Below are 14,824 nucleotides of genomic sequence, written 5' to 3'. Positions count from 1 at the left end.
GCTGGACACCAGCGGCGGCCTGCCTAGGCTGAGGGCATGGCTGACACCGCGCATCCGGTCGACGACAGCGCTCCCCAGGACAGCTACGGCGTGAGCGTCGGGGCGCTGTACGCGCTCGTGTCCGAGCTGCCGGCGCATCCGCCCGTGACGCGGGGAAAGATCTTCAACGGCGACGGTGTGAAGGTGCAGGAGAAGGTGTTCGCGTTCATCGGCCGCAACGGCGACCTCGTCGCCAAGGTTCCGGAATCCCGGGTGCGCCAGCTGGTCTCCCAGCACACCGGGCGGCCTGTTGTGATGGGACGGCGCACCATGCGCGAATGGGTGCGGTTGCCGGCCGAGGCCGGGGTGGGCGCCTGGATCGAGGTGCTCGACGAGGCCTATCACTTCGGCCTGACCCGCCCGACCCGCTGAGCCACGAGGTCTGGTCGGCGGGCGGCTGCGGGCCGGAAAGCTCGGCGCGCCCGTCAGAAATCGGCTGTGACCTAGGGCCAATGGACTCTGGTCGATCTTGGCGGATGCAACAGTATGCCCCTCGGCGGAATAGGCTGTAAGCGGGTTATCGTTGCCAAGCACCACGAGCGTGCTGCGGCGGACCACCACAGACCAACAGCCGCAAGGCTTTGAAATCCAGGGAGGCGCCGTGAGCGACGTCGCGCAGCGAACACCATCCAATGAGCCGCAGTTCATCGATCGGCCCGTACCGGGTCCGCAGGTGGCCACTCTGACCTACCCGGGGGGCACGGCGCAGTTTCCGATCCTGGGCAGCACCGACGGCCCGTCCAGCATCGACATCGCGACGCTGACCAAGCAGACCGGCTACACCACGTTCGACTCCGGATTCGTGAACACGGCGGCAACGAAGTCAGCCATCACCTACATCGACGGCGAACACGGGATCCTGCGATACCGCGGCTACCCGATCGAACAGATCGCCCAGAATTCCAGCTTTCTCGAGACCGCGTGGCTCCTGATCTACGGCGAACTGCCCAGCGCAAGCGAACTGAGCGCGTTCGACACCCGCATCCGTCGGCACACCCTGCTGCACGAAGACCTGCGCCGCTTCTACGACGCCCTGCCGCACAACGCGCACCCGATGTCGGTGCTCTCGGCCGGCGTCTCCGCGCTGTCGACCTACTACCAGGACTCCCTGGACCCCAAGGATCCCGAACAGGTCGAACTGTCGATGATCCGGCTGCTCGCCAAGCTGCCCGTGATGGCCGCATACGCGCACAAAAAGAGCATCGGCCACGCGTTCCTGTACCCGGACAACTCGCTGAGCTTCGTGGACAACTTCATCAAGCTCAACTTCGGCACCCTCGCCGAGCCGTACGTGGTGAACCCCGTCGTGAGCAAGGCGCTCGAACGTCTGCTGATGCTGCACGAAGACCACGAGCAGAACGCGTCCACCTCGGCCGTGCGCCTGGTCGGTTCCACCGAGGCCAACCTGTTCGCGTCGGTCTCCGGCGGCATCAACGCTCTCTCCGGCCCGCTGCACGGCGGCGCCAACGAGGCCGTGCTGACCATGCTCCACGAGATCAAGGCCTCCGGCGAAGGCGTGCAGAAGTACGTCGAGCGGGTCAAGAACAAGGAAGCCGGCGTGCGTCTGATGGGCTTCGGCCACCGGGTCTACAAGAACTACGACCCGCGCGCCAAGCTGGTCAAGGAGAGCGCCGACGCGGTACTCGAGGCCCTCGGCGTCAAGGACGACCTGCTCGACATCGCCAAGGAGCTCGAGTTCATCGCACTGAACGACGACTACTTCAAGGAGCGCAAGCTCTACCCCAACGTCGACTTCTACACCGGCGTGATCTATAAGGCGATGGGCTTCCCGCCGCGCATGTTCACGGTGCTGTTCGCGATCGGCCGGCTGCCCGGCTGGATCGCGCACTGGCGCGAGATGAACCTGGACACGACCACCAAGATCGGCCGCCCGCAGCAGCTGTACACGGGTTCGGTCGCCCGCGACTACCCGCAGCGCTAAGCCGGCGGATGCGAAAAAGCCCCTTCCCATCGGGAAGGGGCTTTTTTCTTGGGCAGGTCGTTAGGCGTGCAGGGCGGCGTTCAGCAGGATGCCGGCCGTGCGGGGGAGCACCTCGACCGCGCCGGTGAGGGAGTTGCGGCGGAAGAGCAGGTTCGGCACACCGGAGAGGTCCTTGGCCTTGGCCGTGCGCGGGGCGCCGTCGGCCGTGCGTGCGGCATCCAGCAGCACCACCTTGGTGCCGGCGGTGACGTACAGGCCCGCCTCCACCACGGAGTCATCACCGATCGAGATGCCGATGCCCGAGTTGGCGCCGAGCAGCGCGCGCTCCCCGATGGTGACCCGCTGGGTGCCACCGCCGGAGAGCGTGCCCATGATGGATGCGCCGCCGCCGATGTCGGCGCCGTCACCGACCACGACGCCCTGGGACACGCGGCCCTCGACCATCGAGACGCCCAGGGTGCCGGCGTTGAAGTTCACGAAGCCCTCGTGCATGACGGTGGTGCCGGGGGACAGGTAGGCACCCAGGCGCACCCTGGAGGCGTCGGCGATGCGCACCCGGTCCGGGGAGACGTAGTTGAGCAGCGGCGGGAACTTGTCCAGGCCCGTGGCGGCGATGCCGTGGCGCATGAGCGACGGCCGCAGGCGATCGAAGTCGGCGGGTAGTACCGGGCCGGCGTTGGTCCAGACGACGTTGGGCAAGTGGCCGAAGATGCCGTCGAGGTTGAGAGTGTTCGGCTTGACCAGCAGGTGTGAGAGCAGGTGCAGGCGGAGGTAGGCATCCGATGTGCTCGCGGGGGGCGACTGCAGGTCGATCTCGACGGTGACTGCCTCGAGACGCACGTTGCGGCGGGCGTCGGGGCCGGCGGCCTCTTCCAGCTCTGTGGGCACGATCCACCGGTCGCGGTCGGCGGGCAGCGCACCCAGCTTCGGCGCCGGGAACCAGGTGTCCAGCACGGTGCCGTCACCGGCGATCGTGGCCAGGCCATACCCCCAGGCGTGAGTGGCGGCGGCTGTCTGTTCTGCGGGGGGAGGGGCGGTGACCATGGCTCTAGATTAGTAGCCGTAGATTGGTACAGTGCCTTCCGACCGAACGATAGACCCGTCCGTTCCCGCCCTCGACCTGTCTGCCTCGTCGATCGAGCTGACCCGCGCCCTCTGCGATGTGGAGTCGGTGTCCGGCAACGAAACGCCGCTCGCCGACGCGATCGAGGCCGCCCTGGCCGGCTCCGCGCACCTGGAAGTGATCCGCGACGGCGACACCATCGTGGCCCGCACCAATCTGGGCCGTGCTCAGCGCGTGGTGATCGCCGGGCACATCGACACCGTGCCGCTGAACGAGAACCTGCCCACCCGGTTCGAGACCGACGGCGACGTCGACTACCTCTGGGGTCGCGGCACCGTGGACATGAAGGCCGGCGTTGCCGTGCAACTCAAGCTCGCCGCCGAGCTCGCCGACACCAGCGTCGACGTGACCTGGATGTGGTACGACCACGAGGAGGTCAACGCCGATCTCAACGGGCTCGGCCGGCTGGCCGCCAACCGTCCCGACCTGTTCGAGGGCGACTTCGCGATCCTCGGCGAACCGAGCAACAGCCAGGTCGAGGGCGGCTGCAACGGCAACGTGCGGATCGAGGTGCGCACCTTCGGCAAGCGGGCGCACTCCGCCCGTGCCTGGGTGGGCGAGAACGCCATCCACAAGGCCGCCCCGATCCTGGACATCCTCGCCGGCTACACCCCGCGTGAGGTGGAGGTGGAGGGCCTGGTCTACCGGGAGGGCCTGAACGCCGTGGGGATCAGCGGCGGCATCGCCGGCAACGTCATCCCCGACGAGTGCATGGTGCACGTGAACTACAGGTTCGCGCCCAGCCGCACGGCCGCGGAGGCCGTGGCGCACCTGGAAGACCTCTTCGCCGGCTTCGACATCACCGTGGTCGACCTCGCCGAGGGCGCCCGCCCCGGCCTGGACGCCCCGCTCGCGCTGAAGTTCCTCGAGGCCGTCGGCGCGGAGCCGCGCCCCAAGTACGGCTGGACCGATGTCGCCAGGTTCTCCGCCCTGGGCATCCCGGCCGTCAACTACGGCCCCGGTGACCCGCTCAAGGCGCACGCCGATGACGAGCGGGTGGCGCTGACCCAGATCACCGACTGCGAGGACGCCCTGCGCGCCTGGCTGACCGCGCCCATCGGCTGACCGTGACCCCGACCCGTTCGCCGGTCCGCCCGGTCCGCCGGGGTCTTCCCGGCGCCCTCCCGGCCCGGTGGCGGGCCCGGTACCGGCTGGTGCCCTGGTGGCAAAAGGTTCTGGCGATCTGGCTGGCCTCCCGGGTGGTTACGACATCGCTGGTGCTTGTGCTGGCGAGTGTGCAGGGGCAGAACGCCTGGACGACAGCCAGGCCCGGCTATACGGCGTTCGCCACCATGTGGGACGGCCTTTGGTACAACATCGTCGGTGTCGGCGGTTACCCGACGGTGCTGCCGGTTACCGCGGACGGTCACGTCGGCGAGAACGCCTGGGCGTTCATGCCGGGCTACCCGGCGGTGGTGCGGGTGCTGATGCTGGTCACCGGGGCCCCGTGGGCGCCGGTGGCGGTGTTCGTGTCGGTGGTCTGCAGCCTCGGCACCGCGCTGCTGTTCTACAGGCTGATGCGGCGGGTGCAGACGCCGTCAACGGCGCTGTTCTCGGTCCTGCTTTTCTGCGTCGCCCCGCTCTCGCCGCTGCTGCAGTTCGGCTACGCCGAGTCGATGCACATGCTGCTGCTCACCCTGGCCCTGCTGCTCCTGCTGGAGCGGCGTTACCTGGTGCTGGTGCCCGTGATCGCCGTGATGGCCCTGACCCGGCCCAGCGGGCTGGCTTTCGCCCTGTTCCTGGCCCTGCACGTCGGCTACCGCTGGTACAGCCGCGCCCGCGATCCGTTCCCGGTGCAGGAGGCTGTCACCGCCTCATTCGTGGCCGTTTTCAGTGGGGTGATGGGCCTGGCCTGGCCGGGGATCGCCTGGCTGGTGACGGGGTCCGTCACCGCGTACACCGACACCGAACTGGCCTGGCGGTCGGCGTACATCGGCTACCAGGAGCTGGTGCCGTTTGCGGCCTGGTTCCAGAGCGGGGTGTGGTGGCTGGGGGCACCTCTGGGCATCATCGCCGTTGTCGCGCTGATCGTCGCCTTCACACTGGTGATGTTCTCGCCGGCGGTGAAGAGCCTGGGTGTGGACCTGCGGCTCTGGGTAGCCTCGTACGCGCTCTACCTGCTCGCGGTGTTCTTTCCGCAATCGAGTGTGTTCAGGCTGCTGATGCCGATGTTCCCGCTGCTCGGAGCGCTCGCCACGCCGCGAAACGCCGTGTACCGCGTTGTGGTCACACTGGCGTTGATCTGCGCCCAGTGGGGCTGGCTTTTGCTCTGTTGGGGCGTGGACGGTGCGGATTGGACCCCGCCCTAATTACTGTCTGACGGCCGAATGGTCGATAATAGGAGTACAGACTACGAATGGAAGGGGAGTTCATGGCGGCCATGAAGCCACGGACCGGAGACGGACCAATGGAGGCTGTAAAGGAGGGGCGCCTGATCATCGTGCGTGTACCGCTCGAAGGTGGGGGTCGGCTCGTCGTCTCTGTGAACGACGCAGAAGCCAAGGAGCTTCACGATGCGCTCGCGGGCGTAGTTGCCCCGGCCGTGTAGTAATTCTGTAAGACAGGTTTTCAGCTGATCGGCTGTGCGGTTCTCCGCACAGCCGATTGCTGTATCCGTAGCGAGGCTACGCGCGCAGCTTCGTGATCTGGAGCAGGCCGTCGCCGACGGGGGAGAGCGCGCTGATCACGGCCTTGGACGAGGCGATCTCGTTGAGCAGGGTGCGGAAGCCCGTGGCGACGTCGTCGCGCTGCACAGGGTCGGCCACCCGGCCACGCCAGAGCGCGTGCGCCACCAGGACGGTGCCGCCCGGCCGGGCCAGGCGCAGGCCGTGCTCGACGTACTCGATGACCGACTGCGGGTCGGCATCCACGAACACGATGTCGTAGGAGTTCTCGTTCATGCGCGGCAGGACCTCGGCGGCGCGTCCGGTGATGAGTCGTACCCGGTTGGTGGGGATGCCGGCCTCGTGGAAATTGGCCTTGGCGTGCTGCAGGTGATCAACCTCGATGTCGATCGAGGTGAGGGTGGCACCGGGAGCACCGGTGAGCAGCCAGATGCCCGACACGCCGGCACCCGTGCCGACCTCGAGGATGCTGCGGGCTCCGGTGGCCGCGGCGATGACGGCCGACTGCGCGCCCACCGAGGGCGCGATGGCGTCGATGCCGAGCTCGAGGGACTGCTGCCGGGCTCGTGCCAGGGCGTCGCTCTCCACCACCGAGTCGTCGGCGAATTTCCAATTCAGATCTTTGTCAGACATTCCGCAACTCCAGTAGATGATTAGGTCAAGACTACGGCTGTGCGGCCCGTGGTTCGGGGATGCCTCGCCGGGGGGATATTCTGAGGGCATGTTCGGTCTGACGTTCGAGAAACTCCTGCTCATCGGGATCATCGCCGTCTTCCTGCTCGGACCCGAGAAGTTGCCGCACTATGCGGCCCAACTCGGCCGGCTGGTGCGCCAGCTTCGCGACATGGCCAATGGCGCCAAGGACCGGATGAAAGACGAGATGGGTCCGGAATTCGACGACGTCGACTGGAAGAAACTCGACCCCAGGCAGTATGACCCGCGCCGGATCATCCGTGAAGCCCTCATCGAGGACGAGCCCGTGAAGGGCAAGTCCGCCGTGGTCGGCCGCACCGGGCCGAACCCCGACAGTGCCTACCTGCAGCGGAAGCGTGCCAGGGAAGGCGCCTTGATCGGGCCCGCGCCGTTCGACTCCGAGGCCACCTAACCGGCGAGTTGCAGCGCGCGGTCGCCCCGGAAGGGGGGGGAACCGTGGAACGCTCGCCGACGTGGACCGGGCGTAGCCTTGCCAGAGAGAGTGGGCCGGCGCTGTGACGCTGTAGGCCCCGGGGGGAAGGTCGCATCATGCGCAACACACGTAGCCGCCTCATGATGGTGGGAGTCGTCGCGGGGGTCGCCGTTCTGTCGGTGGGTGCGACGGCCTTCGCGGCAGGGCAGGATTCGCGGCCCGCGTCCAACGTGGTGGCGGCGGAATCGGTTCCGACGGCCAGGGCCACACCATTGGCCACGCCGTCGACCGTCCCCGCACCGGTGATTGAGACACCGACCGCTGTCGCGCCGGCTGACAGCGATGCGCCCGACGAGGTTGTCGTGGCAGACGACACCACGAATACCGACAGCGAGAACGGCGACGGCCCGAGCGGCGAGGACCCCTCCGGTGTCGAGGGCGACGGCAACGTCGTCGAGGTGCGCACGCCCAACCCGGATGCTGTTCCCGATACGCCCGCGGAGTACGAGCACTTCTACGGATTGATCACGGAGTGCATGGCGGAGGCCGGGTTCGACTGGCACGGCGTCTGGCTGGGTATCGACAGTGAGTTCGCGGGTGTGGACATGACCTCGCTCGGAGACGTCGAACCCGGATCGCAGGCCGGGTTCACCCTGGCCCTGTACGGCGACACGGGTGCCGGCGACTACTACCACTGGGCGGATGCCGGCTGCTGGGGCAATGCCGTGCACGTCACCGGCAACGACGGCAACAACTAGCACCCTCGTACGCAACTCACCGCGGAGGCGGCGGCTAGCGACGCCTCGCCGCTTTGAGGGTGCGCGCCAGGAGGAGCATCGGGCCGACCATGCGGCCGAACTGCTGCCCGTTGACGGGCAGGGTGAGCGCGCCCGTGGCCCGGGAGATGGTGACCGGGTTCACGAAGCGCAGCAAGCCTTCCGGTCCATTGCGACGGCCCAGACCGGAGTCCTTCACCCCGCCCATTGGGGCGTCCACAGCGGAGAACGACCCTCGGTAGCCCTCGTTGACGTTCACACTGCCGGCCTCCAGCGCCTCGGCGACCCGCAGACCACGCCGGGCCGAGCCGCTGAGCACCGACGCGTTGAGCCCGTAGTCGCTGTCGTTGGCGGCCAGGATGGCCTCCTGCTCCGAGTCGACGACCGACACCGCCACCACCGGGCCGAAAGTCTCGCCGGCGTGGCAGAGCATGCCGGGGGTGACCCCGGTGAGGATGGTCGGTTCGTAGAAATACGGGCCGAGGTCGGGCCGGGCCCGTCCGCCGGCCTGCACGGTGGCGCCGTGGGCGAGAGCGTCGGCGACGTGTTCGGTGACCCGCTCGAGCTGCGCCTGCGAGGTGAGCGACCCCACATCCGTGCTGTAATCCAGCGCCGAACCGAGGATCAGGGCGCGGGTGACCGTGACGAACTCGCGCAGGAACTGATCGGACACCGCGCGCTGCACGTAGATGCGCTCGATCGACACGCACAGCTGACCCATCGAGGAGAAACAGGCGTAGGCGGCCTGCGCGGCGGCGCGGTGCGGGTCGACGTCGTCGAGCACGATCATCGGGTTCTTGCCGCCCAGTTCCAGCGACGCCCCGGTGAGGGTGCTCGCCGCCTGGGCGCCTACCCGCAGCCCGGTGGCGGTCGACCCGGTGAAGCAGACGTAGTCAGCGCCGGCCGTGACGGCCCCGCCGATCTCGGCGCCGTCGCCGGTCACCACGGCCCACAGGTCGGCGGGCACGCCCGCGTCGATGAACGCGCGGCGCAGCAGCAGGATGCTCAGCGCCCCCTGGTTGTCGGCCTTCTGCACGACCCCGCAGCCGGCGGCCAGCGCGGGCACCACGTCCATCGCGGCCAGGCTCAGCGGAAAGTTCCACGGCGTGATGACCCCGGCGACGCCCTTGGGTCGGTAGCGCACCCGGGTGGTGACCAGGACCGGCAGGCCGGAGCGGCGCGTTTCCCCGCCCAACACCCGGCGGGCGGCCAGGGCGTTGTACCGGGTGACGCCGGCGGCCTGGAAGACCTCCTCGAACGCCTGCCCCCTGGTCTTGCCGGTCTCGGTCTGCAGGGTGTCCAGGAGGCTCTCCCGGCGGGCGAGCAGAATGTCGTGGGCGCGCAGGAGCACCGCCCGGCGGTGCGCGAAACCCGCGCGGGCCCAACCGATCTGGGCGAGGCGGGCGCGGGCGTACGCATCCGCCACATCTCCGGTGCTGCTCACCGGCAGGGTGTGCAGCTCTGTGCCGGTGAACGGGCCGATGACGCCCACGGTCTCACCCGTGGTCGAGCAGATGTCGCGGGCCAATTCGACGGTGAACGGGAGTACCGGGGCGGTTGCGGTCAGCGTTGGCGCAGTCATGCTGGCCAGTTTAGACAGGCTTACCGACAAGCGGCGGGGGGCGCTCAGCGCGGGCTGATGCCCAGGCTCAGCCCGGCCAGGCCGCGGCCCCTGGTGGCCAGCGTGGCGGCGATGGCCTGGATGGCCTCGGCGGCCGGGTCGGCGGGGTCACCGAGTACCACGGGCAGTCCGGTGTCGCCGCCGCTACGGAGGGCCACGCTGAGCGGCACCTGGCCGAGCAGCGGCACCGGGCTGTCCTGGCCCGCCGAGAGCCGGGCGGCCACGTCGGCGCCGCCGCCGGCGCCGAAGATTTCCAGCAGGGTGCCGTCCGGCTGCATCAGCCCCGACATATTCTCGATCACTCCGTAGATCTTCTGGCCGGTCTGCCTGGCGACGGCGCCGCTTCGTTCGGAGATGTCGGACGCGGCCGGTTGCGGCGTGGTGACCACGATGACCTCGGCGTGCGGAAGCAGCTGGCCCACCGAGATGGCGATGTCGCCGGTGCCCGGCGGCAGGTCGAGCAACAGGATGTCGAGATCGCCGAAGTACACCTCGGTGAGGAACTGGGTGATGGTTCGGTGCAGCATCGGTCCGCGCCAGGCGACGGCCACCGAGGTGTCGTCGACGAACATGCCGATGGAGATGACCTTCACGTCGAAGCCGATCGGCGGCAGGATCATGTCACCGACCTGGGTGGGCTTGACCATGCCGGGCTGACCGCCGGGGGTCGCCGGCGGGGTGACCAAGCCGAGCAGCCCGGGGATCGAGAAGCCGTACACATCGGCGTCGACGATACCCACCCGCAGGCCCCGCGCGGCGAGGGCCACCGCGAGGTTGGCGGTGACGGTGGACTTGCCCACGCCGCCCTTGCCGCTGGTGATGGCGTAGATCTGGGTGAGCGAGTCAGGGGAGAACTGCAGGCTGCGCGCGCCCTGACCGCCGCGCAGCTTCTCGGTCATGGTCCGGCGCTGCTCCGGCGTCATTACCGAGACCAGCACCCGGGCCAGGCCCGCGCCGACGACCGACTCGGTGGCTTCGCGCACATCCGTTTCGATCCGGGTCGCCGCGGGGCAGCCGGCGATGGTGAGGCGGATGCTCACCGTCGCGCCGCCGTCGGCGTCGATCGTGACGTCGGAGACCATGTCGAGTTCGGTGATGGGTTTGCGGATCTCCGGGTCGATGACGCGGGTCAGAGCGGCGCGCACCCTGTCGTCGGCCGAGTGGTGGTCAGTCAAACGGGTGCGCCTCGTGCGGGGCGGAGCGCTCGATGGTGCCGCGGCTGTCGCGGGGACTGGCCTCACGTTCCCGGCTTTCCAGCTCCCGGCTGTCCCGGTCTCTGGCGGCCTCGCGTTCGCGGCGTTCCTGTTCGTCGCGCTGGTCGAGGTTGTCGAGCAGGGCGCGCAGTTCGGCGCGCAGGAAGTCCTTCGAGGCGAGGTCCTTCATGCCCAAGCGCAGCGCCACGACCTCACGGGCGAGGTACTCGGTGTCGGCGAGGTTGCGTTCGGCGCGCTGACGGTCCTGTTCGAACTGCACCCGGTCACGGTCATCCTGCCGGTTCTGTGCGAGCAGGATCAGCGGTGCCGCGTAGGACGCCTGCAGCGACAGCACCAGGGTGAGCGCGATGAAGCCCAGCTCGATGGAGTCGAAACGGAGGCCCTCGGGGGAGAGAGTGTTCCAGCCGACCCAGAAGACCACGAGGGCGCTCAGCCCCAGCAGGAACCAGGGCGTGCCCATGCCGCGGGCGATCGCCTCGGTGAACCGGCCGAACCTGTCGTTGCTGCGCCCGTTGCGCTTACGACCGACGAGGTTAGTGGTGCGCAGGCCCTTGGGCGTGTCGAGGCGTAGTTCGCTCTTGTTAGCGCGTGCCATTGCCGTGCCTCCGTACTCCCGGCAGCGGGATGCTTCCTGTTACCAGCTGGGTTCTGGCCGTGGCACGTTTGCGTACCTCGTCGCCGTCGTCGTGACTTCGCCAGTCGTCCGGCAGCAGGTAGTCGAGCACGTCATCAATCGTCACCACCCCGACGAGTCGGTGGTTTTCGTCGACCACGGGAACGGAGACCAGGTCGTAGCTGGCGAGGATGCGGCTGACTTCGGCCGCCGAGGTGTCCGCGGTGACCGGGTCCAGACCGAGGTCCAGCAGCGTGCCGAGGCGCTCGTGCGGCGGGTAGCGCAGCATCCGCTGGAAGTGCACCATGCCCAGGAACCGGCCGGTGGGCGGTTCGTAGGGCGGCAGGGTGACGCAGATCGCCGCACCGAGCGCCGGCGCGAGGTCGTGCCGGCGGATGAGGGCCAGCCCCTCGGCGACGGTGGCGTCGGCGGAGACGATGATCGGCTCGGTGGTCATCAGGCCACCGGCGGTGTCTGGAGCGTAGGAGAGCAGGAACCTGACGTCGTCGGCTTCTTCGGGCTCCATCAGGTCGAGCAGGTGCTCGCCGCGCTCCTCTGGCAGCTGTGCGATGAGGTCGGCCGCGTCGTCTGGCTGCATGTGGTCGAGCACCTCTGCGGCGCGTGAGTCGCCGAGCCGGGTGAGGATGCCCACCTGCTCGCTTTCGGGCATCTCCTCGAGCACGTCCGCCAGACGGCCGTCGGGCAGTTCCTCTGCCACCTCGAACATGCGCTGGCGCGGCAGGTCGAGCAGGGTGTTCGCGAGGTCGGCGGGCTTCATGTCCGAGTAGGTCGCGATGAGCTGCTCGGCGGACTGGGCCTCACCGGCCGTGACCTTCTCGTAGACCTCGGCCCAGTTGGCGAACGCCGTGGCCCCCTTGGTGAAGGGCGATGAACTGGTCTTGGGGCGGCGCACGAAGAGCTGGCTGATGGCCCAGTCGCCCTGGGCGGACTCCTCGATGGCCACGTCCTCGATGGAGGCTTCGCCTGAACCGTCGTTGAACGCGACCCGGCGGCCGAGCATCTCGGCGATCACGCGCACCTCGCCGCCACGCTGCTCGAACCGGCGCACATTGATCAGCCCGGTGGTGATGATCTGGCCGCTGCCGATGCTGGTGACCCTGCCGATGGAGACGAACACCCGGCGCTTGCCGGGAATTTCGACGATGAGGCCGACCACGCGGGGCGGGTCGTCTTTTCGGTAGACCACGAGCACATCGCGAACCTTGCCCACACGGTCGCCCGCGGGGTCGAAGACGTTGCACCCGGCCAGGCGGGCGACGAAGACTCTGGTGTTTGCCACACCTATAACTTAGCTTGTGCAGGCTCCACAACCGCCGTGCCGGATGCGCGGAGCCGCACCTCCGGGACGGTGCGGGCCCGGGCGGGCGGCGCAACCGTTTGGCTGATCATCGAGCCATTCTCCCAACGGATGCACAGCCAGCTCATCGGGGATTCCCGGTGGGCGTGGAAGAATGGCTGCATGACCAATCAGAGCCCCTTCGGCGGTCGTGCCGCCGCCGCGCTGTACCCCGTTCTGCCCAAGGGCGAGGTCGTGGCGACGTACGAGACCTACAACGAGGCCCAGCTGGCCGTGGACGTCCTCGCCAAGGCCGACTTCCCGGTGAAGCAGCTCTCGATCCTGGGCAACGACCTCAAGACCGTTGAGCGTGTCACCGGCAAGCTCACCTGGGGCCGGGTGGCGCTGGCCGGCGCGGCATCGGGGGCCTGGCTCGGGGTGTTCTTCGGCCTGCTCTTCTTCATCTTCTCCCCTGACGCGGCCGGCCTGCCGTTCGTGTTCGCCGCCGTGCTGATGGGTGCCGGCTTCGGCATGCTCTTCGGCCTGGTCAGCTACGCCGTCAACCGTCGGCGCAAAGACTTCACCTCGACAATGCAGGTGATCGCCGGCAACTACCAGGTGATCGTGAACGTGGAGCTGCTGAACAAGGCCCGCAACCTGCTGGCCGGACACGTGGAGCCCGACGGTGCTGCCGCTCCGCACCCGTCCGACCCGCCGAGGTCCGCGCCCCTGCCGCCGGTGGACGCACCACGTGACCCCGCGGGCGACCAGCCGACGGCGCCGCCCGCGTACGGTCAGCCGGCCCCGCCGGTATCGGCGCCGCCCGCGGCCGGGCCGTCGGACCCGCAGCCGCCGATCTCCGGCTAGGCCTGCAGCTCCGCCATCCAGGCTTCAACCGCGGCGGACTCGCGGGGGATGCCGGCGGAGAGGTTCTCGGCGCCGGTCTCGGTGATCAGGATGTCGTCTTCGATGCGCACGCCGATGCCCCGGTACTCGGCGGGCACGGTGAGGTCGTCGGGCTGGAAGTACAGGCCGGGCTCGATCGTGAAGACCATGCCGGCCTCGATCACGCCGTCCATGTACATGTCGCGGCGGGCCTGCGCGCAGTCGTGCACGTCGAGGCCGAGGTGGTGGCTGGTGCCGTGCACCATGTAGCGGCGGTGCTGGCCGTTCTCCGGCTGCAGCGCCTCCTCGGCGGTGACGGGCAGCATGCCCCAGTCGGCGGTGTGCCGTGCGATCACGGCCATCGCGGCCGCGTGCACCTCCCGGAAGATCGCGCCGGGACGGGCCACGAGGAACGCGGCATCGGCGGCCTCGCGGACGGCGTCGTACACCCGGCGTTGCACATCGGTGAAGGAACCATCGATCGGCAGGGTGCGGGTGATGTCGGCGGTGTAGTAGCTGTCCACCTCGACACCGGCATCCAGCAGCATGACGTCGCCGGCCAGAACCGGGCCGTCGTTGCGGGTCCAGTGCAGGATGCAGGCGTGCGGGCCGGAAGCCGCGATGGTGTCGTAGCCGACGGTGTTACCGTCGGCCCTGGCGCGGGTGTTGAAGACACCCTCGACCAGACGCTCACCACGCTGGTGCGTGCTGGAGCGGGGCAGGTCGCGGATGACGTCCTCAAAACCGCGGGCGGTGGCCGCCACGGCCAGGCGCATCTGGCCGATTTCGTAGGCGTCCTTCACGAGCCGCAGCTCGGACAGGTCGCGGGCGAGACCGGCATCCGCGTCGTGTTCGTGGTTGATCTCGATGCTGAACGGGGCGTCAGAGCCGTTTCCGGTGATCATCTTCTCGGCGGCGTTGCGCAGGCGTGCGTCGTCGACCTGGCCGGTGAGGAACGGGTCGGCCTCGCGCACGAGCAGGGTTTCGCTGTCGACGCGGCGGAGCACGTCGGCGAAGCCGTCGATGCCGCGCACGGTGATGCCGAGGTCGCCGGCGACCTGGGCGATGGAGGGCCGCGGGCCGATCCAGAACTCGCCGATCTCGGAGTTGGCGTAGAACTCATCGGAGTCGCGGCCGGCGCGCTCCCGGAAGTACACGGTGGTCTCATGGCCGGTGGCGGTCGGTTCGAACACGAGCACGGCGCCGGGCTCGGAGTCGCTGCCCCAACCGGTGAGGTGCGCGAACGCTGAGTGCGCGCGGAACGGGTAGTCGGTGTCGTTGGCGCGCTGCTTGAGGCGCCCGGCGGGCACGATCAGGCGGTGTCCGCGGTACTGCTGGGAGATGCGTTCCCGCCGGGCGGCCGCGAAGGGGGCCTGCTCGCGGGCGGGCGGCACGGTTTCGGCGCGGTCTGCCCAGCCGCTGGAGATGTACTCCTTGAACCCCGCGGAGCCCGGGGTGGTCGAGCGGTTCTCGTTCGAGCGGGCGGCAGGAGCGGCCGGGGTGGGTGCGGGTGCGGTGTCGGTGGAGTCAGCCATTCCTCCATTGTCCCACTCGTCGGCTTGGA

At 68.9% G+C, this 14,824-nt stretch carries 15 protein-coding genes; 8 read left to right on the top strand and 7 right to left on the bottom strand.

The features are described from left to right. Positions 1-36 precede the first annotated feature (36 nt). Together C3B61_RS03045 and C3B61_RS03040 are read left to right on the top strand one after the other, a co-directional pair. Complete coding sequence (locus tag C3B61_RS03045; RefSeq protein ID WP_088455623.1) at positions 37-411, top strand: hypothetical protein; 375 nt, start codon at positions 37-39, stop codon at positions 409-411. Positions 412-685: 274 nt separating this feature from the next. Then, a complete protein-coding gene (locus tag C3B61_RS03040; RefSeq protein WP_198416834.1) occupies positions 686-1,981 on the top strand; it encodes a citrate synthase in 1,296 nt (431 codons plus the stop codon). Between the two features lie 60 nt (positions 1,982-2,041). Here the strand turns inward: C3B61_RS03040 and dapD are convergent, their stop codons facing one another. Next, complete coding sequence (gene dapD, locus C3B61_RS03035; protein ID WP_103459494.1) at positions 2,042-3,025, bottom strand: 2,3,4,5-tetrahydropyridine-2,6-dicarboxylate N-succinyltransferase; 984 nt, start codon at positions 3,023-3,025, stop codon at positions 2,042-2,044. A gap of 31 nt (positions 3,026-3,056) precedes the next feature. Here dapD and dapE point away from each other — a divergent pair, with 31 nt between their 5' ends. From dapE to C3B61_RS03020, 3 genes are all read left to right on the top strand, one after another. Beyond that, positions 3,057-4,169: a succinyl-diaminopimelate desuccinylase gene (dapE, locus tag C3B61_RS03030; protein WP_103459493.1), complete on the top strand. Its 1,113-nt coding sequence runs from the start codon at positions 3,057-3,059 to the stop codon at positions 4,167-4,169. A 2-nt stretch (positions 4,170-4,171) separates the two neighbouring features. Beyond that, positions 4,172-5,413, top strand: a complete 1,242-nt coding sequence (locus C3B61_RS03025) for a hypothetical protein (protein ID WP_244285817.1) — start codon at positions 4,172-4,174, stop codon at positions 5,411-5,413. Between the two features lie 62 nt (positions 5,414-5,475). Next, complete coding sequence (locus tag C3B61_RS03020) at positions 5,476-5,652, top strand: DUF3117 domain-containing protein (RefSeq protein WP_088457918.1); 177 nt, start codon at positions 5,476-5,478, stop codon at positions 5,650-5,652. A gap of 76 nt (positions 5,653-5,728) precedes the next feature. On the opposite strand, the gene C3B61_RS03015 is transcribed toward C3B61_RS03020, so the two are convergent. Further along, complete coding sequence (locus C3B61_RS03015) at positions 5,729-6,361, bottom strand: O-methyltransferase (protein WP_088455626.1); 633 nt, start codon at positions 6,359-6,361, stop codon at positions 5,729-5,731. 88 nt (positions 6,362-6,449) lie between these two features. Between C3B61_RS03015 and C3B61_RS03010 the strand changes: the two genes are divergently transcribed. Further along, a complete protein-coding gene (locus C3B61_RS03010) occupies positions 6,450-6,833 on the top strand; it encodes a twin-arginine translocase TatA/TatE family subunit (protein WP_103459492.1) in 384 nt (127 codons plus the stop codon). Positions 6,834-6,970: 137 nt separating this feature from the next. Further along, positions 6,971-7,612, top strand: coding sequence for a hypothetical protein (locus C3B61_RS03005; protein WP_133159853.1), 642 nt, complete (start codon positions 6,971-6,973; stop codon positions 7,610-7,612). A gap of 34 nt (positions 7,613-7,646) precedes the next feature. Here the strand turns inward: C3B61_RS03005 and C3B61_RS03000 are convergent, their stop codons facing one another. Genes C3B61_RS03000 through C3B61_RS02985 form a run of 4 tightly spaced genes read right to left on the bottom strand, consistent with a single transcriptional unit; the run spans position 7,647 to position 12,378 of the window. After that, a complete protein-coding gene (locus tag C3B61_RS03000) occupies positions 7,647-9,212 on the bottom strand; it encodes a succinic semialdehyde dehydrogenase (RefSeq protein WP_103459490.1) in 1,566 nt (521 codons plus the stop codon). Positions 9,213-9,256: 44 nt separating this feature from the next. Further along, a complete protein-coding gene (locus tag C3B61_RS02995; RefSeq protein WP_241990407.1) occupies positions 9,257-10,426 on the bottom strand; it encodes a P-loop NTPase in 1,170 nt (389 codons plus the stop codon). After that, entirely contained in the window at positions 10,419-11,060 is a 642-nt protein-coding gene (locus tag C3B61_RS02990) for a DUF1003 domain-containing protein (protein ID WP_088455631.1), read from the bottom strand. Before C3B61_RS02990 ends, C3B61_RS02995 begins: the two co-directional genes overlap by 8 nt. Then, positions 11,047-12,378 carry a magnesium transporter MgtE N-terminal domain-containing protein gene (locus tag C3B61_RS02985; protein WP_088455632.1) on the bottom strand — a complete coding sequence of 444 codons (1,332 nt, stop codon included), beginning with the start codon at positions 12,376-12,378 and terminating at the stop codon, positions 11,047-11,049. The genes C3B61_RS02990 and C3B61_RS02985 overlap by 14 nt, the downstream gene beginning before the upstream one ends. 180 nt (positions 12,379-12,558) lie before the next feature. Here C3B61_RS02985 and C3B61_RS02980 point away from each other — a divergent pair, with 180 nt between their 5' ends. Further along, positions 12,559-13,242, top strand: coding sequence for a YflT domain-containing protein (locus C3B61_RS02980; RefSeq protein ID WP_241990408.1), 684 nt, complete (start codon positions 12,559-12,561; stop codon positions 13,240-13,242). Here C3B61_RS02980 and C3B61_RS02975 read toward each other — a convergent pair. Continuing rightward, positions 13,239-14,795, bottom strand: a complete 1,557-nt coding sequence (locus tag C3B61_RS02975) for an aminopeptidase P family protein (RefSeq protein ID WP_103459489.1) — start codon at positions 14,793-14,795, stop codon at positions 13,239-13,241. The genes C3B61_RS02980 and C3B61_RS02975 overlap by 4 nt on opposite strands. Positions 14,796-14,824: the final 29 nt, after the last annotated feature.

The sequence above is a fragment of the Cryobacterium zongtaii genome, assembly GCF_002909375.1.
In the GTDB taxonomy this organism is placed as follows: Bacteria; Actinomycetota; Actinomycetes; order Actinomycetales; family Microbacteriaceae; genus Cryobacterium; species Cryobacterium zongtaii.
Note: the sequence above shows the minus strand (reverse complement) of the source record. Positions and strands in the feature narration are given on the sequence as shown.

Bases quoted from the DNA above. Each gene is read 5' to 3' on its own strand.
- C3B61_RS03045 (WP_088455623.1), top strand. From the start codon at position 37: ATGGCTGACACCGCGCATCCGGTCGACGACAGCGCTCCCCAGGACAGC.
- dapD (WP_103459494.1), bottom strand. From the start codon at position 3,025: ATGGTCACCGCCCCTCCCCCCGCAGAACAGACAGCCGCCGCCACTCAC.
- C3B61_RS03020 (WP_088457918.1), top strand. From the start codon at position 5,476: ATGGCGGCCATGAAGCCACGGACCGGAGACGGACCAATGGAGGCTGTA.
- C3B61_RS03015 (WP_088455626.1), bottom strand. From the start codon at position 6,361: ATGTCTGACAAAGATCTGAATTGGAAATTCGCCGACGACTCGGTGGTG.
- C3B61_RS03010 (WP_103459492.1), top strand. From the start codon at position 6,450: ATGTTCGGTCTGACGTTCGAGAAACTCCTGCTCATCGGGATCATCGCC.
- C3B61_RS03005 (WP_133159853.1), top strand. From the start codon at position 6,971: ATGCGCAACACACGTAGCCGCCTCATGATGGTGGGAGTCGTCGCGGGG.
- C3B61_RS03000 (WP_103459490.1), bottom strand. From the start codon at position 9,212: ATGACTGCGCCAACGCTGACCGCAACCGCCCCGGTACTCCCGTTCACC.
- C3B61_RS02990 (WP_088455631.1), bottom strand. From the start codon at position 11,060: ATGGCACGCGCTAACAAGAGCGAACTACGCCTCGACACGCCCAAGGGC.
- C3B61_RS02980 (WP_241990408.1), top strand. From the start codon at position 12,559: ATGACCAATCAGAGCCCCTTCGGCGGTCGTGCCGCCGCCGCGCTGTAC.
- C3B61_RS02975 (WP_103459489.1), bottom strand. From the start codon at position 14,795: ATGGCTGACTCCACCGACACCGCACCCGCACCCACCCCGGCCGCTCCT.